Origin of the sequence: Paenibacillus sp. FSL R7-0204 (assembly GCF_038002225.1) — a bacterium.
Classification (GTDB): Bacteria; Bacillota; Bacilli; order Paenibacillales; family Paenibacillaceae; genus Paenibacillus_AQ.
Genome location: NZ_JBBOCA010000001.1, coordinates 5,733,947 through 5,755,350, shown reverse-complemented (window position 1 = coordinate 5,755,350; position 21,404 = coordinate 5,733,947). Strand labels below are relative to the sequence as shown.

The window sequence follows — 21,404 nt, the reverse complement described above, 5'->3', positions numbered from 1 at the left end:
AACTTTCAGAAGGAGGAATTACTCATGCACAAGTGGACAAAAACCTTGCTGTTCTCTGCCCTTGCGGCTGCAACAGTACTTACGGCGGGATGCTCTTCATCTTCCGGCAAGTATGTGGACGGGACATATGATGGAACAGGCAAAGGGGTTAAGAGTGATATTAAAGTGGCGGTAGAAATCAAGGATGAGAAGATCGACGCCATTACCGTAGAGGAGCACAAGGAGACGCAGGCGATGATCGATGCGGCTGTGGAGAATACGATTCCTGAAATTATTGAAAAGCAAACCACAGAAGGCGTAGATGCCCTCTCCGGGGCTTCCGGCTCCAGCGGCGGGATTATTGAAGCGGTGACCCAGGCACTGGAACAGGCCAAGAAGCAGTAAGCTATCATCGAATTACTTATACAAGAGTTGTGAAAATTTCATTCCAGCAAGCCCAGTCCTCCTGTCTCCGGCAGAACGGCTGGGCTTGCTTCATTCTTCTATTCCCCAGAAGCGATCCCCGGGAGTAGCTTTACAAATTCAGGTTCAACTAATATAGTTCGAATGGTATAGGAATATGGGACATGAAGGGAGGTCTTCGCACCAGTGGCCAGGAAAAAAAGCTACAGTCTGCGCACAATGATTGCCGTCATGGTGTCTGCCGTTGTCCTGCTGGTATTGCTGATTTTATATTTTATTTTCCGCAATCAGATTATTCCGCAGACCCGGCAGGCACTGGAGGATAAGGCGATTACGATTGCCCGTACCATCGCCCTTATTCCGCTGGTCTCGGAGGGACTCAGTGAAGGCAACAGCAAGGAGATTCAGGACTACACCTCAAGAATCGCCCGCCGTAATGATATTATGTTCGTGGTAGTGACAGATATGAAGGGAATCCGCTATTCCCATCCGGATGCCTCGCTGGTCGGTCTGCCCTTTGCGGGAGGCGGCCAGGAGATATCGCTGCGCGGAGGGGAGAGCATCTCCGAAGGGGCCGGGCCGCTCGGCAGATCCCTGCGCGGCTTCGTGCCGGTCTATAACAACCGGGGGCATCAGGTGGGAGTGGTCATTGCCGGTCTGTCCCTGGAGCGGGTCGAGCGGCTGGTCCTGCTGAATGAGTGGACGATTATTGCGATTCTGGTCTCGGGAGCCTTGCTTGGAGCGGGAGGAGCATTCATCCTCGCAGCCCGGATCAAGCGGATGGTGTTCGGGATGGAGCCGGAGGACATCTCCAAGCTGCTCCAGGAACGCAGTGCGATGCTGGAATCCACGCGCGAGGGAATTATTGCCGTAGATCAGGAGGCGCGGATTACCATCCTTAATATGGAGGCGCAGCGGCTTCTGAGGGCAGCGGGGATTGGCGGGAGTGCGATGAACCGGCAGATTGCCGAGTTTTGGCCGGAGCTGGGTCTGGAGCGGGTATTGGCTGAGGGAGAGGGGATACAGGACCGGGAGCTAGAGCTGGGAGACAGCTCTCTTTTGGTGAACAGCCTGCCAGTCCGGGTGAACGGGAACATCGTTGGCGCGATTGCTACCTTCCGGGATGAAACCGAGCTGGCTGTGCTGGCGGAGAAGCTGTCGGGAGTCTCGGTCTATGCAGAAGCGCTGCGCTCCGGTGCCCATGAGTTCATGAACAAGCTGCATGTCATTATGGGCATGACGCATATGGGTCTGTATGATGAGCTGCAGCAATATATTCTGGGAACGGTAAGCAATTACCAGAAGGAGATCGGGTCGATCACGAGACAGATCAAGGACCCGGTGATGGCCGGATTTCTGCTGGGGAAGCTGAGCAGGGCGCGCGAAGCGGGAATCGAGCTGCTGTTGACCGGAGACAGCTATCTGCCGGAGCCTGCCGATCCGCAGGTAATTCATGAGCTGATTACGATTGCCGGCAATCTGCTGGATAATGCTCTGGAGGCGCTGGGGGAGCTCCGCGAGCAACCCGTGAAGCGGGTGGAGCTTGCTTTTCAATATGAAGAGGAGCGGCTGCTATGCGAGGTAAGCGACAACGGTCCGGGAATTCCGGCGGGCCTGGGGGAGAAGATCTTCGTTCAGGGTTACTCCTCCAAGGGTGAACAGCGGGGAATCGGCCTATATCTGGTGAAGAAAAGTGTAGACAAACTCAGGGGCCATCTTGAGCTTGCCGTCGGCTGCGGGCCGGGAGCGCATTTTATCGTGGATGTGCCTTATGAGGTGAAGGAGGAGGAGGGTATGTGAACATTTAAGGTCCACATGCCCGCTTACTTTAGTTACAAAACTCTTTAATAACTTACGGAAGGTTCCACAACCCGCTTCTTTGGCGCTATGATAATTGTGAAAATATGCACAAGGGGGCACAACTCACATGAATAAGAGATTAACAGCGGCGCTTATCCTCATTCTCTCCGTGATGCTGGTAATTGCAGGCTGCGGAAACAACAATGCGGGCAGCAGCAAGAATGAGAGCAAGGAAGCAGGCAGCACGGCCACTGAGCCGGCAGCAACCACTGCACCTACAGAGAAGGCAGAGGCCGTGTCGGGAGCATCCGAAGCGAGCTATACTCCGTACGATCAGTTAAAAGATAAATATGATATCGTCATCGTCGGCGCAGGCGGTGCGGGAATGTCTGCTGCGCTGGAAGCCAAAGCGGCCGGCATGAACCCGGTTATCTTAGAGAAAATGCCGGTAGCCGGCGGCAATACAACCAAATCCTCCTCTGGGATGAATGCCTCGCAGACCAAGTTCCAGAAGGAGCAGGGCATCGAAGACAGCAACGAACTGTTCTATGAAGAGACCCTTAAGGGCGGACATGATACGAACAATAAGGAGCTGCTGCACTTCTTCGTGGATCAATCCGCAGGGGCCATTGACTGGCTCGATTCCATCGGAATCCGCCTGAACAATATTACAATTACCGGCGGTATGAAGGAGAAGCGTACCCATCGTCCGGAGGACGGCTCGGCAGTGGGACAATATCTTGTAGCAGGACTTGTCCGCAATGTTCAGGAGCAGGGAATTCCGCTGTTCGTCAATGCGGATGTGAAGGAGCTTACGGTGCAGGACGGTAAGGTGAACGGCGTGAAGGTGCTGTTCAACCAGGCCGATGACAAAACGATCAGCGCAGCAGCAGTTATCGTAACCACCGGGGGCTTTGGTGCCAACAAGGAACTGATTGCCAAGGTTCGCCCGGATCTGCAAGGGCTGGTAACGACCAACCAGATTGGCAGCACCGGCGACGGCATTGCCATGATTGAGAAGGTCGGCGGAACTACCGTAGACCTGGATCAGATTCAGGTTCACCCAACTGTACAGCAGGAGAAATCCTACCTGATCGGTGAAGCGGTCCGGGGAGAAGGGGCTATTCTTGTATCTGCTGAGGGCAAGCGCTTCGGCAATGAGATGGATACCCGTGACAAGGTGACGGCTTCAATTAATACACTTCCTGAGAAATCCGCTTATCTCGTGTTCGACGCCGGAGTGAAATCCCGTGTCAAGGCGGTAGACCAATACATCAAGATGGGTGTAGTCAAGACCGCAGATACCATCGAGGCACTGGCGGATCAGATGAAGGTTCCGGCCGCTGCACTTAAGACCACCGTGGAAACATGGAACAGTGCGGTGAAGAGTAAGTCGGATGCCGAGTTCGGCAGAACTACCGGTATGGATAATGATCTGTCCGGTGCTCCGTATTATGCGATTCAGATCGGCCCTGGGATTCACTATACGATGGGCGGAGTGGTGATCAACACCAACACTGAGGTCTTGAACAAAGAGGGCAAGGCGATTACCGGCCTGTTCGCGGCAGGAGAAGTGGTCGGCGGGCTGCACGGCGAGAACCGCATCGGCGGTAACTCGGTAGCCGAGATTATTATCTTCGGACGTCAGGCAGGGATTAAGGCGGCTGAATTTGTAAAAGCGCAATAAGCTATTATTCTATATTGTTCTCAAGTAAAAGGGATGCTCCGCAGCCATCAGGCTATGCGGGCATCCCTTTCTGTGTTGCAGCTCTAAGACTGTATCGCCGGGGAAGGCGACGGCTTGGCCGACCGGGTCAGCGAGAACAGCTCCAGCTCCGGGCGGCTCTTGCCGGCCAGCGTATCTGCAAGCAGCTCGGCGGCAATCATGCTGTAGACCGTGCCGTTCCCCCCATAGCCTTCAATGAAGTAGCAGTGCGGGAACTCCGGATGCGCTCCCATATAAGGCAGTCCGTCACGGGTAGAGCCGAAGACCGCTCCCCAGGAATATTCAGCCTTGATGCCTTGCAGTTCCGGGAAAAGGGCCGTAAGCTCCTCGACCAGACGCTCACACTGGGAGAAGACCCGTACCTCACGCCGCTCTACGCTGGTGAGCTGCTCATCCTTGCCCCCAGCGATAATCCGGCCTTCTGGAGTGGTCCTGAAATACAGATAAGGCCGGGCTGTTTCCCAGAGCAGACTTTGCTCATGCCATTTTGGAAGGCCGGGCAGAGGCTCGGTCATAATAGCATAGGTGTTGATTAGCTCCGCTCCCCGGTCCTTCTTCATCTCCTGGGTCTCATATCCCATGGCGAAGACAACCTTCTTGGCGAAAATCCGGCCCTGCCCGGTATGACAGATCACGCCGTCTGCATTGTATTCATAATGAAGGGCTTCGGTATGCTCATATACCCGTACCCCGCCAGAGTGTGCCTTATGAATCAGGCTGTGTACCGTCCGCAGCGGATTCGTCTCCGCATCTCCTTTGGAATACAGCGCACCTGGCTTGGAGAAGGCGTAATGGGCGTGGATCTTCTCCGCCTCCCAGAATTCCGAATCGAAGCCGTGCTTCACCAGATTCTCATTCTCCAGCTTCAGCATAGCAACATCTTCCGGCGTACTGGCATACAGCAGACTGCTGCGTTCAATAATCTGCGGATCGATATCCAGCTTGCCGGGCAGCTCCAGAATCGCACGCATGGCCTGCTGGCAGAGTCTGTAGAACAGCACGCCGTTTTCTTCCCCGAAGGTATTCATACAGGCAGTCAGTGATTTGTCATTGGCGATTTGCAGCAGTCCCGTATTGGCGTGGGAGCTTCCGGTGCCGATCGTTCTTTTATCGATAAGAACAGTATCTGCTCCACTGAGAGACATGCGGTAGGACATCATCGCTCCGCCCATCCCGCCGCCTACAATCAGGCAGTCACAGGTAATATCTTCCGCAAGTACCGGATATACCGGAGGCTCAGGCAATGTGTGTTCCCAGGGCAGTTGCCCGCTGACGAGTTTCATAGATCTGTTCGCTCCTTTGTGTCATTCAGAGTAGTATTATTTGCGCTATTGCAGAGTCTCATTCGTCAAGACCCTAAGGATTATTCATTAAGTGTAAGCTTGCTGAATGGACCTTCCGGCACATAAACAGCCTCCCCCGGAAGCATACTAAGGAACGCTTGAACAACCAGAAGGAGGGACTACCGAACATGCAATCTAACCAAATGCAGGCACTTAGCGGAAAAGAATTGGAATACATTACCGATTCCATTTCCAATGAGGATTTGCTGATTAAGCAGCTCGCGGCTACAGCCGGAACCACTCAGAACTCTGCCGTGCAGGGGATCTGCATCCAGCAGATGCAGAGTCATACCCATCACATGGATATGCTGGTCCAGCTGCTCCATCAGCATCAGCAGTACGCACCATCACAGCCGCAATAACAGGCAGAACCCACAAACTTTGAAGGAGGTTTTACTGTGTACGCACAGAATGGAACGCCGTTTATGGCGGATGAAGATTTACTCTACACGATTTTGGCCGATTTGAAGCGGACAGTCCGCGAGTACACTACAGCAGCTACAGAATCGAATTGTCCCGCCGTCAGACGGGTATTCAATGATTTGACTATGGATACCCTCAGAATTCAGGGTGAACTGTACATGCATATGTCGCAAATGAACATGTATACTCCTCCGGGCAAAGCGCTGCGCCAGGATGTGGACAAGCAGATTCAGAGTGCCCAGCAGACCCAGCAGAAGCTGCAGCAGTTCGTGCGTGAGAAAACAGGCGGGGCAGGAGCCTATAACCAGAACTCGAATGTTTCGCAGCATCAGCCGAACGTCCAGCAGCATCATAACGGTTCCTATTATATGTAACCTTCGCGATGGCCCTGTGAAGCATTAGAGCGCTTACCCGGCCATGCAGGATAAAATACAAAGGGAATCAAGCACTATAGCCCCGCCTCGGCGGGGTTATTTTGTTTGCAGAACGGTACTTTTCATGTCATATTAATACTAAACTCTTTTTTGCAGGAGGCCCTGAGAATGAATGAATTGAAGAGGAAAGTGTTGGAACTGCTCAAGGAGGACGCGCGAAGCTCAACGGCATTAATGGCGACCCTGCTTGGTGCGGAGGAAGAAGATGTAAAGACCGTGATCGCCGAAATGGAGCAGGATCATGTCATTGTGAAATACGCGACGGTAGTCAATTGGGATAAAGTCGATGATGAACGTGTTACCGCGCTGATCGAGGTGCAAATCACTCCGGAACGGGGCCGCGGCTTCGAGGGGATTGCCGAACGGATCTATCTGTATCCGCAAGTTAAATCCGTCTATCTGATGTCCGGCGCTTACGATCTGCTGGTGGAAGTGGAGGGCCGCAATCTGCGTGAGGTCGCTAATTTTGTGTCTGAGAAGCTGTCACCGATTGATGCCGTACTCTCTACTAAGACTAATTTTACGCTCAAAAAATACAAACAGGACGGTATCATCTTTGAAGAGCATGAGGAAGACAACCGTCTGATGATATCTCCGTGAAGGATGTAATGTCATGATCATTAATAACGCTCAGCACACAGGAGATAAAGGCAAGTCAATGAACTCTTATTTGGCCCCGCTGGTCCAGCAGATTCAGCCTTCGGGCATCCGCAAGTTTTTTGATCTGGCGGCAGGCAGCAAGGATATTATCTCGCTTGGTGTCGGCGAGCCGGACTTCAAGACTCCGTGGCATGTCAGAGAGGCCTGCGTCTACTCACTTGAACGCGGCTTCACCGGCTACACCTCCAATGCCGGGATGCCCGAGCTGCGCGAAGGTATTGCCCAGTACCTGGAGACCCGCTTCGCTGTGAAGTATGATCCGGCGAATCAGATTATCGCCACAGTCGGCGGCAGCGAGGCTATTGATTTGGCCCTGCGTGCCCTGATCTCTCCGGGAGACGAGATTCTGATTCCCGAGCCTTGTTACATCTCTTATTCTCCGATTACGGCTATCGGCGGCGGTATTCCGGTCGGCATTGAGACCTTCGGCAAGAATAACTTCAAGCTGACTGCCGAAGATCTGGAGGCCAAGATCACCCCGCGCTCGAAGATTCTGATTCTCTGCTATCCAAGCAATCCGACGGGGGCCATCATGAGCCGTGAGGATTGGGAGCCGATTGCCAAGGTGGTCGAGAAGCATGACCTTATTGTTATCTCGGATGAGATATATGCCGAGCTTACGTATGGAAGCAATCATGTCAGCTTCGCTTCGCTGCCGGGAATGCTTGACCGGACGATCCTGGTCAGCGGGTTCTCCAAGGCCTTCGCCATGACCGGCTGGCGGATGGGCTATGCCTGCGGCCACCCGGACCTGATCTCTGCCATGCTCAAGATTCACCAGTATACGGTCATGTGCGCGCCTTCGATGGGCCAGGTGGCTGCACTGGAGGCACTTACCAACGGAATGGAAGAGAAGGACCGCATGACAGACTCGTATAACCAGCGCCGCCGGCTGATTGTCAAAGGGCTGCGGGAGGCGGGACTTGAGTGTCATGAGCCGCAGGGTGCCTTCTATGCATTTCCGAGTATCCAGGCCACCGGCCTGACCTCCGACCAGTTCGCCCAGCGTCTGCTGCTTGAATATAAGGTCGCTGCTGTTCCGGGAAGTGTCTTCGGTCTGGGGGGGGAAGGCTATCTGCGCTGCTCTTATGCCACCTCGGTATCCCAGTTGAATGAAGCGGTTGAGCGAATTGGGGCATTTGTCTCACAGCTGTCCCGGGAAGGGGCCTGACAAGGCTCGACAAAGAAGTAAATCGAACTATAGCCGATCACCTTCTGATATGGTATTATTTTACTCTAAGGACAAGAAACACCTGTAATACACTTACATGGACCTCTTATTCCGGAATAAAGGCGCTTCATATCTGGTTGCATAGAACTACACAGTTCATATCTGGATGACGCGCAATACTTTTTATCAGGAAGGGTGATTGTGCTGAGCGCAGATTATTACTTATCCTCCTATGGCGGGAAGTGTGGTTCCGGAAGCGGGCTACCTCGCGCCAAAGAAGATGCGAATGCACGCAGGCTCTCGCTGGAAGATGAAATTCAGATGCTCCGCAGCAGAATGGAACAGCTCTTTATGCAGGAGAAGTCCTTTACCTCGGATAATGTAATAGCAATCAGCAGCTTGCTGGATCTCAAGATTAATGAGTATATGAGAGGCCGTCACCGCAGGAGCAATTAATACAGCAGGATTATACGGAGCGGATGTCTTCCTTTGGGGAGATGTCTGCTTTTTTTTGAATAATAAAGTGCCGGAAGGTGGAGTCTGAAATGATCAAGGTATTTAAAAGCGAGGCTGGCAAAGAACAGGTTCTTAGGTCCTATAACCAGCTTCTTGACGCGTGGGGAACGGAATTTCAAGAGTTTGATGTGGAGACCCCTTATGGGACAACCCATTGCATAACAGCGGGAGAGCCGGAGTCACCGCCCTTGCTTCTGTTCCATGGGGTAGGCGATAATTCGGCCGTGATGTGGTTGCTGAATATGAAGGAGTTGTCTCGGAATTTCCGCTGCATTGCGGTAGATACGCTTGGAGGACCGGGGAAGAGTGTTCCAGGTGGGCTGTTCCATAAACGGACCTTTGACCAGGTTGATTGGATCAACAAGGTTGCTGACGGGCTGAAGCTTGAACAGTTCTATGTGGCAGGAGTATCGAACGGAGCGTATATGGCCTTCAATTACACGGTGAACGGGCCAGGAAGAGTGCTGAGGGCTGCCTGCATGGAGGGAGGAATAATCACTTCTCCAATTAAAAGCATGATACATACGCTGATGATGATGTTCCCGGAGATTCTTATCCCTACACGCAGCAATCTGCTCAGGGCAGCCCGCAAGCTCAGCTCCCCGGCCTCAGGCCTGTTCGACAAGCATCCTGAAGTCGGGGAGCATCTGGTGCTGTTAATGCAGAGTCATAACCAGCAGGCGATGTTCGCCCATAAGCTTCAGCCCTACGAACAGAAGAAAGCGGTTACGTTCCGGGATCAGCTATACTTCCTGCTGGGAGATTATAAGCTGAAGCAGAAGCGGGAGCTCACTGGAACACTGGATGCTGGCGGGTTCCGCTACACGGTCATCCCGGACGCCGGTCACGGCGTGAATCATGAGCAGCCGGAGCGGGTCAACCGCGAGCTGGTGGCTTTTTTGAAGGGGAGTGGGGGAGAATGATTATATAAAATACCCCCTGCTCCAGTCCAAAGGGACTTATCAGGGGGTTATACATGCATGTTAGTTTACCTTGAACGTGGCCACTGCCTGCTGTAGCCCATCGGCCATTTTCGCCAGCTCGGTAGAGGCTGCGGCTACCTCCTCCATGGAGGCGAGCTGCTCCTCGGAGGCCGCAGCAGCACTCTGGGAACGCTCTGCAGCCTGCTGCGCCACTTCTGCCATCTCCGCCACCGAGGAGGTCAGCTCCTCGGTTCCGGCCAGCAGCTGCTCGGAGGAAGCAGACATCTCATGAACCTGGGTATTAATCTCGCCGATGCCGCCGAGAATATCCGTGAACAAACGCCCGGCCTCGCCTACCATCCGCGAGCCCTCCTGAACGGCACCGGCATTGGCCAGCACCGCGTCTGATGCCGCCCGGTTGCCCTGCTGGATTTCGAGAATCAGGGTGCTGATAGATCCTGCGGCTTCGGCCGTCTGCTCGGACAGCTTCTTGACCTCACCGGCCACCACGGAGAAGCCCCGCCCGTATTCGCCTGCTCTGGCAGCCTCAATCGCCGCGTTTAAGGCCAGCATGCCGGTCTGATCGCTGATACCTTTGATCAAACCAATGATGTTACCGATCTGCTGGGACTGTGAGGTAAGAGAGGTAATCATGCTTGAAGCATCTGCGGCGGTCTGCTCCATCTCTTCCATCCGGTCCACCGCCTCCGTAATGACGGAATACCCATTCTGCGCCTGTTCTGCCGCCCGTCCGGCCGCTACGGCGGTGTCCATCGAGGCCTCCGCGATCCGCTGCACACCGGCGGCCATCTCCTCCATCGCTCTTGCAGACTCGCGGGTGGACTGAAGCTGCTGATCCGCTCCGGCTGACAGATCCTGAATATTCTCCACAATAGCCTCTGTGGTGTGATTGGTCTGGTTGGCGCTAGACATTAATTCCTCCGAGGTCGAGGCGACTTGCAGGGAGTGATCGGCAATGGTCCCCAGGAGTCTGCTCAGATTGGTAATCATCTGGTTCAAATGCCCGGCCATATTGCCGAATTCATCCTCGCTATCTACCTCCAGCTTCCCGGTGAAGTCTCCGGCAGCCATCTGCTGGGACATCTCATTGACACGAGTGAGCTTACGGGTAATATAGCGGCTGTATAGATATACGGCTGCTACCGTCAGGATAAGACCCACAAAGCTAACCAGCAGAATAGACCTTAGCAGCCCTTTAAGCGGCGCATACAGCTCCTGCTCCGGCATGGCGAGACCCACGGTCCAGCCGGTATCCGGCAGCTTTTCATAATACATCTGGATGGTTCCGCCAGAATCGGCATAGGTTACCATCCCCTGATTCTGCTGAAGCATTTCCGCTCCCGCTGCGGACAGACTTGCACTTTTTTCATCTGTTATTTTCAGCTGCATATTCTTCCCGGCATCCGGTCCGGCAATGTAATTCCCCTGCTTGTCCAGCAGGAAGGCCCAGCCTGTATTCCCCACCTTGGTCTGTTCGATCCTGCTCTGCAGTGTCTTGAGATCGATATCGCCGGCCATGACGCCCAGCAGGGTATTCGCGGTATCCCGGAAAGGAACAGCAAACGTAGCCATCGTTGTCCCTGTAATTGTGTCGTAGAATGGATCTGTAAACGCTGCATGGTCTCTGCCGATGGTGTACCAGTTCTGCCCGTGATAATTATAATCGGGGTCATTGTACTGCTCGGTAGTCACAATTTTGTCGCCGTCTCGGTGGGCATAGGTGGAGAAGTACTTCAGCTTGCTGTCATACCGTCCGGGTTCAAAATAAATGCCCACACCATATGTATCCGGATTGGCCTTCAGCGCACTAGACAGCATGGTACGGTATTGATCCAGTGTGAATGCAGCAGCGTGGCTCTCCAGCGTCCGTGCCAGAACCTCGGGAACCTTGCTGTGTACACTTAAGTTCGCATTAATTTCGTTAGAAATATCCGATATCTGCACATTCATTTTTTGCTTAACCTCGTGATGGATAATACGCTTGGAATACATGTACGACAACAGAGCGACCAGCACCAGCGTGATCAGAAAGATGGGCAGGATGAATGCAAATGTTCTCATACGTATGCTTTTGAACCGGAGCCTGGAAATTGCCTTGTGAACAACATTAGACATGTGAATCCCCCCCATTTTATAGTGAAGCTATTTATACTTATATTGAATATCATCGGCTGGAGAGCTGATTTTTTTGTTACTTTTTGTCGAAAAAAATAAAAAAATGTCGTGTGTCTAACTCTGCTGGGTAAGACCAAAGGCGGAGACGGCGGCAGACCCGGGGCTGATGTCCTCTTCCAATTGTAGGCATATAATGAATATTCACGAACATCACTGAGTACGGGCTGGAACTGTACGGTGTCAGGAAAGAGGAGATATTCATGCTGCATGATCAGCTGCTGAGGGACCCGAATACATATGAAGAGCTTAAGCTGGAGCGTACGGGGGCGGTCAATCCGGCGAATGGACGGCAATATCCGTGGAAGCACGGGTATTTGGCTTTTATGGAGGAAGCGGATGCCGCAGGCAGTAACCGGAAGTACCTGGAGCTATACAACCGGATTGCCCGCTTCTACCGGCTGTCCAACAAGCTGTATTTCGCGCTGAAGTTCGGCGGAGAACGCAGCTATAGAGAGCAGTTCCTGTCTTCGCTTGAGCTGCGCGGCGGTCAGCGTGTGCTGGAGACTTCGGTGGGCAGCGGCGATAATTTCCCGTACCTTAACGTGAAGACCGGGAACGTGAAGACCGAGCTGTACGGGCTGGATATTTCCAGCGGAATGCTGAAGCAGGCGGTGCGTAATCTGCACCGGTGGAAGCTGGAGGCGCATTTGTTCCAGGGGACCGCAGAGAGGCTGCCTTTTCAGGATAACAGCTTTGACTGTGTCTACCATGTCGGCGGGATTAATTATTTCAGTGATCCGCGTGCTGCGGTACTGGAGATGATCCGGGTGGCGAAGCCGGGGACAAGGCTGATGATTGCCGATGAGACGCAGAAGCTGGTGAAGGGAACGTACGGGAAGGTGCCGGTGGTTAAGGGGTATTTTGCAGAGGGAGCGGACATGCCGGAGATGCTCGGGCTGATCCCGCCGGAAATGCTGGAGGTAGCGTACAAGGAAGTGTGCAAGGGCCTGATGTATTGCATTACTTTTCGTAAGCCATGACGCAGGTTGAACAGAAGGACAATTGAGGCTTCCTCTTAAGGGAGTTATTTACATATTGAAAATACTGATCTTTGTTTGCCACCCTACCTAAGAACGATTACACTGTTACTATGTGATTTTGCAACTTAGGAGGGAAGTATCATGGCGATCTATACGCGTACGGGGGATAAGGGCGAGACCTCGGTGATTGGCGGCCGGGTAGGCAAGGACGATGTCCGCGTCGAGGCTTACGGCACCATTGACGAGCTGAACTGCTTCGTTGGCCAGGCACGGAGCCTGATGGAGGACGAACGGTTTCTGGATGTCCGCGAGCAGCTGCTGGAGATTCAGCATGAGCTGTTTGACTGCGGATCGGATCTGGCATTCGTGAAGCTGAGTGAGAACCGCTATAAGGTAAAAAGCGAGATGGCCACGCGCCTGGAAGGCTGGATCGATGTGCTTCAGGCCGAGAATCCGGTGCTGGAGCGCTTTATCCTGCCCGGCGGAAGCCAGCTGTCCTCGGTGCTGCATGTCTGCCGGACGGTCTGCCGCCGGGCTGAGCGCCGGGCAGTGACGCTGGGCCGCAGTGCGGAGATTAACCCTGAGGCGGTAATTTATCTGAACCGGCTGTCCGACTATTTCTTCGCCCTGGCCCGCGCCGCCAACACCCGGCTGGAGATTGCTGAAGTAGAATATCTGCGCAGCAAAAAGGTGTTCCGGAACAAATGACCAGCTATTATCCGCCCATCTCCTATACAGTGCCGCCGCTTGAAGACGGCTGGCTGCTCAAAACCATTCTGCAGAAGCGGATGGATGTCTCCCGCAAGCTGCTCTCCCGGCTCAAAATGACGGACCTCGGCATTACACTGAACGGAGAGCGTGTCTATATCAGCGTTAAGGTTAGCACTGGCGATCTAGTGCAGATCCGGATGGAGGAGGAGACATCTGAGGATATTTTGCCGCAGCCGATTCCCTTCGAGATTCTGTATGAGGACGGGCATCTGCTTGTGGTAAGCAAGGCCGCAGGAATGATTGTCCATCCGACCCACGGCCATTATACCGAGACCCTGGCGAACGGAGTAGTCCATTACTGGGCAGAGAAGGGCGAGCGGGTCCGCTTCCGCCCCGTACACCGGCTGGATCAGGAGACCTCCGGGGTGCTGGTGATTGCCAAGAATCCCTACAGCCATCAGCACATCTCTGAGCAGATGATTGCCGGAACGGTGGACAAGCGGTATACCGCGTTCGTGCACGGCGTGCCTGCTCTGCCCAGCGGCGATATCGACGGCCCGATCGACCGCGACCCGCTGGAGCCGCACCGGCGGATTGTGACGCCGGACGGCTATCCCTCCTTGACCCGCTATGAGGTCAAGGAGGTCTATGGCAGCGCCGCTTCACGCGTCGAGCTGAAGCTGGAGAGCGGGCGCACCCACCAGATCCGGGTGCATATGGGATCGGTGGGCTGCCCGCTGATCGGTGACGGGATGTACCGTCACCCGCTGTATGGGCAGGCGGCCGGCGGCCGGGCGGAGGCGGGCGAGGAGCGGCGTGCAGGAGAGTCGGCGGTGTCCACAGGCGGCGAGGAGCAGCAGGTGCAAGAGCTGGCGGCTTCGGCCGGCGGTGACGCGCTGTCGCCGGGCGATGCCGCCCGGCTCGCGCAGATCGCGGAGCTGGACGCGGCCATTCCGCGCCAGGCGCTGCATGCGGTGCGGCTGGCCTTCCGGCATCCGGTGACGCATGCCGAGCTGGTGTTTGAGGCTCCGCTGCCGCCGGATATGGCGCTGCTGCAGGAGAAACTCCGGCAGTCGGCGCGGTAAGTCAGCGCCGGACATGTCCAGGGCACAGCTGCCATCTGCAGCAGTATGCAGCTTGGCTGCTACAGCTGGAGGAATGTGCTAAGCAGTATGCAGCATTTTATATGCTCCGCCCGCTCATACAGTAACCTTCCTGACGCCGCTGGAGCACAACAGCAGGCGAATAAATAAGTGCCAGGGTGCACTTATTTTCAGCTATATGACGGCTCCGCAGCAAGCAAGTGGAAAAAGTACAACTAATATTGCCCCATACTCTGCAGAGTAACAATTTTTCCCGATTTAAATGCCGGAAATCCAACTATTTCCTCCCACAAGCCCAGTCAACAATATAAACAGCAGTGACGACCAGTAGGACAAGCAAGCAGCACTGCTGCACTTTATAATAGAAGGAGAAGCCGATGAGTAACTTGAAGGTGTACCAATATCCTAAATGCAGCACCTGCCGCAGCGCAGTGAAATGGCTAAAGGAAGCGGGGCATGAGCTGGAGCTGCAGCATATCGCAGAGCAGCCGCCAACCGTGGAGGAGCTGCGTGTGCTGGTGAAGCACAGCGGCCTGCCGCTGAAGAAGTTTTTTAATACGAGTGGTGAGGTCTACCGGGAGCTTGGCCTGAAGGATACCCTTGCAGACTTAAGCGAAGACGAGCAGCTTGCGCTGCTGTCCGCACATGGGATGCTGATTAAGCGTCCGGTAGTCACTGACGGCAAGAAGGTTACCGTAGGCTACAAGGAAGACCAGTACGCTGAAGCTTGGAGCAACGCCTAAATTAAGGATACAAGGAGAGGTTACACATGAGCACAGCAACAGAAATGAAGGGCCGGGTCATGATCGTCGATGGAATGGCTCTGCTGTTCCGCGCTTTTTATGCTACCTCTTATGGTGGATATATCCGCAAGACCCGCGCCGGGCTGCCGACGAATGCGGTGTATGGATTTTTGCAGTATTTTTTCGACGCGGTGAGTACGTTTGAGCCTTCACATGTAGTCTGCTGCTGGGATATGGGCAAGGGCACGTTCCGTTCGGAGAAGTACGAAGGCTACAAATCGAACCGTATCGACGCCCCGCTGGAGCTGATCCCGCAGTTCGATCTCGTGAAGGAGGTTGTGGCAGAGCTGGGCGTGCCGAATATCGGCTTGGTCGGGTACGAGGCGGATGACTGCATCGGTACACTGGCTTCGTGCTACAGCGGGGAGTCGGAGGTCTATATTCTGACGGGGGATCACGACATGCTCCAGCTGGTGAATGACAGCGTCAAGGTCGTGATTATGAAAAAAGGCCGCTCCAACTATAAAGTGTATGATCCGGCTGAGCTTTTGGCAGAACGGGGCCTCACCCCTGCACAGGTGATCGACCTGAAGGGCTTCATGGGCGACACCAGCGATAATTATCCCGGCGTGAAGGGCATAGGCGAGAAGACCGCCACCAAGCTGCTGACGGAATACGGCACTGTGGAAGGGGTCATTGAGAACCTGCATCTGCTGCCCAAGGGCGTACGCGCCAAGATTGAAGCGGATCTCGACATGCTGCATCTCTCCCGCGAGCTGGCGGAGATCCGCTGTGATGTGCCCGTAGTCTGCGAGCTGGCCGAATGTCTCTGGGAGCTGCAGCGGGATACGGCGGCACGCAAGTTCCAGGAGCTGGAGTTCGGCAGCCTGATGCATCTGATCGGCGGAATCGCCGAGGTGCGGGATGACCGGGGGATCGTGCAGATTGAGCTGGGGGATCTGGGCTGAAGCCGGAATAGACAGCAAACAAATCAAGACAGCAGATGCTCACCTATCGTGAGCGTGTACTGTCTTGTTTGCGTGTGAAGAGATAGACCGCATGGTCCCCGGAGGGCGGCACAAGCAGGCGGGATAATTCCTCATTCAGCTCCATGCTGAAATGCTTAGCCTTATCATACGCGTCGAAGTCACCGGTGATATCCGGGTCTCTTGTGCCGATTACTATATACAACTCTACAGAATCTGTATTAAAAACATGCTTCTCATACGGGTTGCCGGGCACCGGCCAGGAACAAAGTACAACCTTTGGAGCGTATTTGCTCAAGGCGGCTTTGGCATCGGCTTTTTCCACAAAATCGGGGTAGGTGATATAATGCGCCCAGCTATAATCATCGGTTGCCCGGCAGGCCGTGCCGTTATCGTTAAGGAATCTCGTCAAGGTACCGTCACCCGCACCGATCTCCAGGCATGCCTTATCTCCGATCAGAGCGGACAAGCGCTTGATTAACGAACGGGAATAGAAGCAATAGATCCCTTGTTTGTTGACAAGCGGCATCAGCATTTTGGGGCGGATAATCAGCTTCCAGCATACCCGGAACAGGGGGAGCGATACGGGCTTCCGTACAAGCTTTTCCTTGAAAAGGAGCTTCTGCAGAATATAACCGTCCCAGAGATTGAACCGGACAGGCCCGGAGGCTGATTCGGCGGACACCGCTAGTTGCAGCTGTTCGATCAGATAAACGGCGAAGCGGGCTTTAATAATATTAGGAAGAAAAGCGTTAATGGTGGTTTGATTAAAGCCGCTTTTGACAATTTTGCTCTTCGCTATTTTGGCGCTGCTTGTATAGCTGGCGAGCAAGTTATGAATCAGGTTGGCGCGTTTTTGGCTCGATAGGGCATTGATCTCAAGCAGCACTTCTTCTTTGTACTCCGGATATTCTGACAAAAGCGTGCGGGTATCGGTCTCATTCCTCAGAATTTGCTCGGCGGCCGTCTTGCTGAAGGTTAGCGCTCTCAGGTCCCGGCTCAAATGACAATACCCTCACAGTGATCCACCTCATGCTGGATAACCTGCGCCGTAAATCCGGTAAAGCTATCCCGGTGCTTCTTAAAATTATAATCGAGGTATTCTACCTCAATGTAGTCATATCGTTTCGCTGGGCGTACGCCTTCGAGCGACAGGCAGCCTTCCTCAGTCTCATAAGGACGGGCGCGCTTAACGATCACCGGATTGATCATCGAAAGGGTTAATTGCTGCTCCACGCGGATGGCAATGATGCGTTTGTTGACGCCAATCATGTCCGCAGCCATGCCGACGCACCGGTCGGAGTTGGCGTTCAGCGTCTCCACAAGATCCATTAACACGGGCAGATCCTTTTCCGTGGCCGGAGCGGATTTCTGGCTAAGAAGCGATATATCTTTACTGATAGGTCTAATCATCATACTCTCCAATTATGCTGTATTTGTGTGTCCATAATATCATTTTTGACGGGGAAGTGAAATGCGGGAATGCGAGAGGTGCTGCTTAAGATAAAGATTGACGAACCGGAGGAAGCTTGATTATAATGTTAATATAAGTGTTAAATGATTAACAAATATATTAATCTAATGAGGAGCGTTAACTTCCCATGGCAGAACGCATTGTACTGAACACCGACATCCGCAAAGGTAAGATTGACCGCAACATCTACGGACATTTCGCTGAGCATCTTGGACGCTGTATCTATGAAGGCATCTGGGTAGGCGAAGATTCCCCTATTCCGAACACCAAGGGTATCCGTAACGACGTAGTGGAAGCGCTTAAGGAAATGAAGATTCCGGTACTGCGCTGGCCGGGCGGCTGCTTCGCCGATGAATACCACTGGAAGGACGGTATCGGCCCGAGCGAAGAGCGTAAGCGGATGATCAACACACACTGGGGCGGTGCGGTAGAGAACAACCATTTCGGTACGCATGAATTCATGCTCCTCTGCGATATGCTGGGCTGCGAGCCGTACATCAACGGTAACGTAGGTAGCGGAACTGTTCAGGAGATGTCCGAGTGGGTGGAATATCTGACCTTCAACGGAGTCTCGCCAATGGCTGAGCTGCGTCAGAAGAACGGCCAGGAAGATGCCTGGAGCGTCAAGTATTTCGGCGTGGGCAACGAGAACTGGGGCTGCGGCGGTAACATGCGTCCTGAATTTTATGCTGACCTGTACCGCCAATATCAGACGTATGTACGTAACTATGGAGACAACAAGATCCACCGGATCGCCTGCGGGGCGAATGCGGATGATTATAACTGGACGGAAGTACTGATGCGTGAAGCTACCCGCTTCATGGATTCGATTACCCTGCACTACTACACCCTGCCTACTTCGGACTGGAATCATAAGGGCGCGGCTACAGGCTTCGGAACAGACGAATACTTTACAACGTTGAAGAAGGCACTGTTCATGGATGAGCTGGTTACCCGCCATATTGCTATCATGGACAAATACGATCCTGAGAAAAGAGTGGGCCTGATCGTTGACGAATGGGGCACCTGGTATGATGTTGAGCCGGGTACGAACCCGGGCTTCCTCTACCAGCAGAACACGATCCGCGATGCGCTGGTGGCCGGCTTGACGCTGAATATTTTCCACAAGCACAGTGACCGTGTACGGATGGCAAACATTGCCCAGACCGTGAACGTGCTGCAGGCAGTTATTCTGACCGAAGGCGAGAAAATGCTCCTGACTCCTACTTACCATGTATTCAACATGTACAAAGTACATCAGGATGCAGAATTGCTGGAATTGACTGTGGACAGCCCGGTATACAGCTACGAGGGAGTGGACATTCCTGAAGTATCGGCTTCCGCTTCTGTAACCGCAGAAGGTGTAATCCATGTCAGCTTGTGTAACCTGAATCACGCGGCATCGGCAACCCTGCCGCTGGAACTGCGCGGATTGGCTGGACAAGCATCCGTAAGCGGAACGACGCTGGCCGGAGCTTCCATCGATGCCCATAATAGCTTTGAGCAGCCGGAAGCTGTAACACCGCAGGCATTCAGCGCCTTCAAGCTTGAAGGGGATACGCTGACTGTAGAACTGCCGCCAATGTCGGTAACCGTTCTGGAAATTACTCCGAAGGCGTAAGGAACGCAGGATGACGACCACTTCAACCTGCAAGGGATGCCGGGAGGAGTACAAGGTCACGGAAGCGCAGATTGCCCGCATTCTGGCGTCCTCCATGTTCAATCCCGGCAATTCGGCTTCCGATGAGGTCTATGCTGAGCGGCTGGCGATCTGCGGGACCTGCCCGAAGCTGCAGGATGGCGTGACCTGTACCGCCTGCGGGTGCATCATTCCTGTCGTGGCCCGGCTGAAGGCCCGCAGCTGTCCGCTGCCGGGCGGCGGAAAGTGGCAGCCGGTGGCGGAATGACGGCCCACGCCTAACGGCAAGGGGCCAGCGAAAAGATAGGCTAGAAGCCGCTCTTGCCATAAGAGACGGACCGATTACCGATAGCCCCTCCAACCTGCACAATGCGGCGGTTGGAGGGGCTTTTTTTGCGTTGTGGAGGAGAGGGGGCTGGATGAGGAGATGAGAGGGATAAATACCTCTAATGCAGCGGGAAGTGGGCTGGATGAGGAAAAGAGAGGGATAAATCCCTCTAATGCGGCGGAAAGTGGGGTGGATGAGGAAATTAGAGGGATAAATCCCTCTGATGCGGCGGAAAGGGGGCTGGATGAGGAAAAGAGAGGGATAAATCCCTCTAATGCGGCGGAAAGGGGGCTGGATGAGGAAAAGAGAGGGATTTATCCCTCTAATGCGGCGGGAAGTGGGCTGGATGAGGAAAAGAGAGGGATAAATCCCTCTAATGCGGCGGGAAGGGGGCTGGATGAGGAAAAGAGAGGGATCCCTCTGGTGCGGCGGAAAGTTGGCAGCTGAGCGGTAATGAGGAGCACTAGTGCACCTGAATTGGCCGAAAGTGGGCGATGAGCGGAAATGAAGAGCATTAATGCACCTGAATTGGCCAAAAGTGGGCTTTGAGCGGAGATGAAGAGCACTAATGCACCTGAATCGGCCAAAAGTGGGCTTTGAGTGGAGATGAAGAGCACTAATGCACCTGAATCGGCCGAAAGTGGGCGTTAAGCAGAAATGAGGAGCATTAGCTCCAAAAGTAGCTGAATCGAAAACTAACCTAATTAGTCTAACTAATCTATCTCCACTACCTACCTACCTACCTACCTACCTACCTACCTACCTACCTACCTACCTACCTACCTACCTACCTACCTACCTACCTACCTACCTACCTACCTACCTACCTACCTACCTACCTACCTTCTACACACCCTAATCTGGCTTTCATATAGAACCCGGCAAATCTGCCACACCATCCGTATAAAACAGCTCAAACACCAGATCCTCGTTGTAATTGCCGAAGCCTTTACCGAACAGGGTGAGGCCGCCGATGTGCTCGGCATCCTCCTCGACAGAGAGCCGGAAGGTCCATTGTTTGTTGCGGATGCCTACCTGATCCAGGGTGACCTCCGACAGCTTTTGCCCATCCATGTAGGTACCTGTCTGCGTAATCCGCAGCTGCTTGAGCAGGCCGTATTGGTTGGTGAGTGCGGGCCACCAGGCCGGGGTGTATTTTCCCGGATTATCTCCGTAGTCCCCAGGGCTGGTCCAGAAGCCAAGCGATTGTCCGTTCAGTGTGAAGGTAATATCCGACGGCCAGTTGTTGTTAATCGACGGGGCTTCGGAGGCAATCTCCATCGTGATGGCAAGCTCCTCCGGCTGCTGGCTCGACAGCAGGAAATTCGGGATTTTATACTCGACGAACCCCTTGCCGAACCAGAGAATCCCGGCATTCACGCGCTCCTGGTCCCAGAAATAACGGGGATCGTCAAAGTGCCCGATGACCCTCTCTGTCGTAGACAGTCCGCAGGTAGGCTCAATCTGGAAGTCGGAATAATGCCCCACCGGGATGTCCTTGCGGTACCCTCTGCGCGGAGTCCGGGCCTGCCTTGGAAAAACAATCTCTGCCCCGTCGGTGGCCAGTGTACAAATCTTTTGCAGCCCGCTTTTGCCGGGAGCCATATGGCTGCGGATCAGCCCGGCGGCTTCGAGCTTGCGCACATGCATGGTCATAATTGCACTGCTGAGCTTGAGGGCTGCAGCCAGCTCCTTCACGTTCATGGGCTTATCGGACAGCAGCCGCAGCATATGCAGGCGCACGGTACTGGACAGGGCCTCGTACACGGGCAGGGATTGTTCGGTTAGATCAAGTTTCATCGGATGCCTCCACGTTCAGGTTATATAGTTAATAATTATATTACTC

At 54.0% G+C, this 21,404-nt stretch carries 22 protein-coding genes; 17 read left to right on the top strand and 5 right to left on the bottom strand.

From position 1 onward, the window contains the following. Window positions 1-24 precede the first annotated feature (24 nt). The 3 genes from MKX42_RS25205 (at window position 25) to MKX42_RS25195 (ending at window position 3,889) form a co-directional block, all read left to right on the top strand. Window positions 25-384, top strand: coding sequence for an FMN-binding protein (locus tag MKX42_RS25205; RefSeq protein WP_036696731.1), 360 nt, complete (start codon window positions 25-27; stop codon window positions 382-384). Window positions 385-588: 204 nt separating this feature from the next. Further along, window positions 589-2,202 carry a DcuS/MalK family sensor histidine kinase gene (gene dcuS, locus MKX42_RS25200; protein ID WP_340755502.1) on the top strand — a complete coding sequence of 538 codons (1,614 nt, stop codon included), beginning with the start codon at window positions 589-591 and terminating at the stop codon, window positions 2,200-2,202. 127 nt (window positions 2,203-2,329) lie between these two features. Beyond that, the gene (locus tag MKX42_RS25195; protein ID WP_340755500.1) at window positions 2,330-3,889 is read left to right on the top strand and encodes a flavocytochrome c; all 1,560 of its coding nucleotides are present in this window, start codon (window positions 2,330-2,332) and stop codon (window positions 3,887-3,889) included. 83 nt (window positions 3,890-3,972) lie between these two features. Here MKX42_RS25195 and MKX42_RS25190 read toward each other — a convergent pair whose 3' ends face one another. Continuing rightward, the gene (locus MKX42_RS25190; protein ID WP_340755499.1) at window positions 3,973-5,211 is read right to left on the bottom strand and encodes an NAD(P)/FAD-dependent oxidoreductase; all 1,239 of its coding nucleotides are present in this window, start codon (window positions 5,209-5,211) and stop codon (window positions 3,973-3,975) included. Window positions 5,212-5,399: 188 nt separating this feature from the next. Here MKX42_RS25190 and MKX42_RS25185 point away from each other — a divergent pair, with 188 nt between their 5' ends. The 6 genes from MKX42_RS25185 to MKX42_RS25160 all read left to right on the top strand — a co-directional run bounded on the left by MKX42_RS25185 (window position 5,400) and on the right by MKX42_RS25160 (window position 9,398). After that, window positions 5,400-5,633 carry a hypothetical protein gene (locus MKX42_RS25185; protein WP_340755498.1) on the top strand — a complete coding sequence of 78 codons (234 nt, stop codon included), beginning with the start codon at window positions 5,400-5,402 and terminating at the stop codon, window positions 5,631-5,633. Window positions 5,634-5,669: 36 nt separating this feature from the next. Then, window positions 5,670-6,068: a spore coat protein gene (locus tag MKX42_RS25180; protein WP_340755497.1), complete on the top strand. Its 399-nt coding sequence runs from the start codon at window positions 5,670-5,672 to the stop codon at window positions 6,066-6,068. Between the two features lie 168 nt (window positions 6,069-6,236). Next, window positions 6,237-6,728: an Lrp/AsnC family transcriptional regulator gene (locus MKX42_RS25175; RefSeq protein WP_036696743.1), complete on the top strand. Its 492-nt coding sequence runs from the start codon at window positions 6,237-6,239 to the stop codon at window positions 6,726-6,728. A 13-nt stretch (window positions 6,729-6,741) separates the two neighbouring features. Next, window positions 6,742-7,959, top strand: a complete 1,218-nt coding sequence (locus MKX42_RS25170) for an aminotransferase class I/II-fold pyridoxal phosphate-dependent enzyme (RefSeq protein ID WP_340755493.1) — start codon at window positions 6,742-6,744, stop codon at window positions 7,957-7,959. A 201-nt stretch (window positions 7,960-8,160) separates the two neighbouring features. Further along, the gene (locus tag MKX42_RS25165; RefSeq protein ID WP_340755491.1) at window positions 8,161-8,415 is read left to right on the top strand and encodes an aspartyl-phosphate phosphatase Spo0E family protein; all 255 of its coding nucleotides are present in this window, start codon (window positions 8,161-8,163) and stop codon (window positions 8,413-8,415) included. A gap of 89 nt (window positions 8,416-8,504) precedes the next feature. Beyond that, entirely contained in the window at window positions 8,505-9,398 is an 894-nt protein-coding gene (locus MKX42_RS25160) for an alpha/beta fold hydrolase (RefSeq protein ID WP_340755489.1), read from the top strand. 60 nt (window positions 9,399-9,458) lie between these two features. Here the strand turns inward: MKX42_RS25160 and MKX42_RS25155 are convergent, their stop codons facing one another. After that, window positions 9,459-11,480, bottom strand: a complete 2,022-nt coding sequence (locus MKX42_RS25155) for a methyl-accepting chemotaxis protein (protein WP_340755487.1) — start codon at window positions 11,478-11,480, stop codon at window positions 9,459-9,461. Window positions 11,481-11,794: 314 nt separating this feature from the next. Here MKX42_RS25155 and MKX42_RS25150 point away from each other — a divergent pair, with 314 nt between their 5' ends. The 5 genes from MKX42_RS25150 (at window position 11,795) to MKX42_RS25130 (ending at window position 16,099) form a co-directional block, all read left to right on the top strand. Further along, window positions 11,795-12,574 (top strand): class I SAM-dependent methyltransferase, encoded by a 780-nt coding sequence (locus MKX42_RS25150; RefSeq protein ID WP_340755485.1) that lies wholly within the window; start codon window positions 11,795-11,797, stop codon window positions 12,572-12,574. Window positions 12,575-12,715: 141 nt separating this feature from the next. Continuing rightward, the gene (locus MKX42_RS25145) at window positions 12,716-13,282 is read left to right on the top strand and encodes a cob(I)yrinic acid a,c-diamide adenosyltransferase (RefSeq protein ID WP_209991455.1); all 567 of its coding nucleotides are present in this window, start codon (window positions 12,716-12,718) and stop codon (window positions 13,280-13,282) included. Continuing rightward, window positions 13,279-14,370 (top strand): RluA family pseudouridine synthase, encoded by a 1,092-nt coding sequence (locus MKX42_RS25140; RefSeq protein ID WP_340755484.1) that lies wholly within the window; start codon window positions 13,279-13,281, stop codon window positions 14,368-14,370. The genes MKX42_RS25145 and MKX42_RS25140 overlap by 4 nt, the downstream gene beginning before the upstream one ends. Before the next feature lie 395 nt (window positions 14,371-14,765). Further along, the gene (locus MKX42_RS25135; protein ID WP_340755482.1) at window positions 14,766-15,131 is read left to right on the top strand and encodes an arsenate reductase family protein; all 366 of its coding nucleotides are present in this window, start codon (window positions 14,766-14,768) and stop codon (window positions 15,129-15,131) included. A gap of 26 nt (window positions 15,132-15,157) precedes the next feature. After that, window positions 15,158-16,099, top strand: coding sequence for a 5'-3' exonuclease (locus MKX42_RS25130; protein ID WP_051477787.1), 942 nt, complete (start codon window positions 15,158-15,160; stop codon window positions 16,097-16,099). 43 nt (window positions 16,100-16,142) lie between these two features. On the opposite strand, the gene MKX42_RS25125 is transcribed toward MKX42_RS25130, so the two are convergent. Together MKX42_RS25125 and MKX42_RS25120 are read right to left on the bottom strand one after the other, a co-directional pair. Then, complete coding sequence (locus tag MKX42_RS25125) at window positions 16,143-17,120, bottom strand: hypothetical protein (RefSeq protein ID WP_340755480.1); 978 nt, start codon at window positions 17,118-17,120, stop codon at window positions 16,143-16,145. Then, window positions 17,117-17,533, bottom strand: a complete 417-nt coding sequence (locus MKX42_RS25120) for a peptide deformylase (RefSeq protein ID WP_340755478.1) — start codon at window positions 17,531-17,533, stop codon at window positions 17,117-17,119. The genes MKX42_RS25125 and MKX42_RS25120 overlap by 4 nt, the downstream gene beginning before the upstream one ends. A 185-nt stretch (window positions 17,534-17,718) precedes the next feature. On the opposite strand from MKX42_RS25120, the gene MKX42_RS25115 reads away from it, so the two are divergent. The 3 genes from MKX42_RS25115 to MKX42_RS25105 all read left to right on the top strand — a co-directional run bounded on the left by MKX42_RS25115 (window position 17,719) and on the right by MKX42_RS25105 (window position 20,005). Continuing rightward, window positions 17,719-19,212 carry an alpha-N-arabinofuranosidase gene (locus MKX42_RS25115; protein WP_340755477.1) on the top strand — a complete coding sequence of 498 codons (1,494 nt, stop codon included), beginning with the start codon at window positions 17,719-17,721 and terminating at the stop codon, window positions 19,210-19,212. Window positions 19,213-19,222: 10 nt separating this feature from the next. Then, a complete protein-coding gene (locus MKX42_RS25110; protein ID WP_340022260.1) occupies window positions 19,223-19,498 on the top strand; it encodes a DUF6171 family protein in 276 nt (91 codons plus the stop codon). Window positions 19,499-19,630: 132 nt separating this feature from the next. Further along, entirely contained in the window at window positions 19,631-20,005 is a 375-nt protein-coding gene (locus MKX42_RS25105; RefSeq protein ID WP_340755475.1) for a hypothetical protein, read from the top strand. Window positions 20,006-20,425: 420 nt separating this feature from the next. Here the strand turns inward: MKX42_RS25105 and MKX42_RS25100 are convergent, their stop codons facing one another. Further along, window positions 20,426-21,358 (bottom strand): ArsR/SmtB family transcription factor, encoded by a 933-nt coding sequence (locus tag MKX42_RS25100; RefSeq protein WP_340755474.1) that lies wholly within the window; start codon window positions 21,356-21,358, stop codon window positions 20,426-20,428. Window positions 21,359-21,404 lie beyond the last annotated feature (46 nt).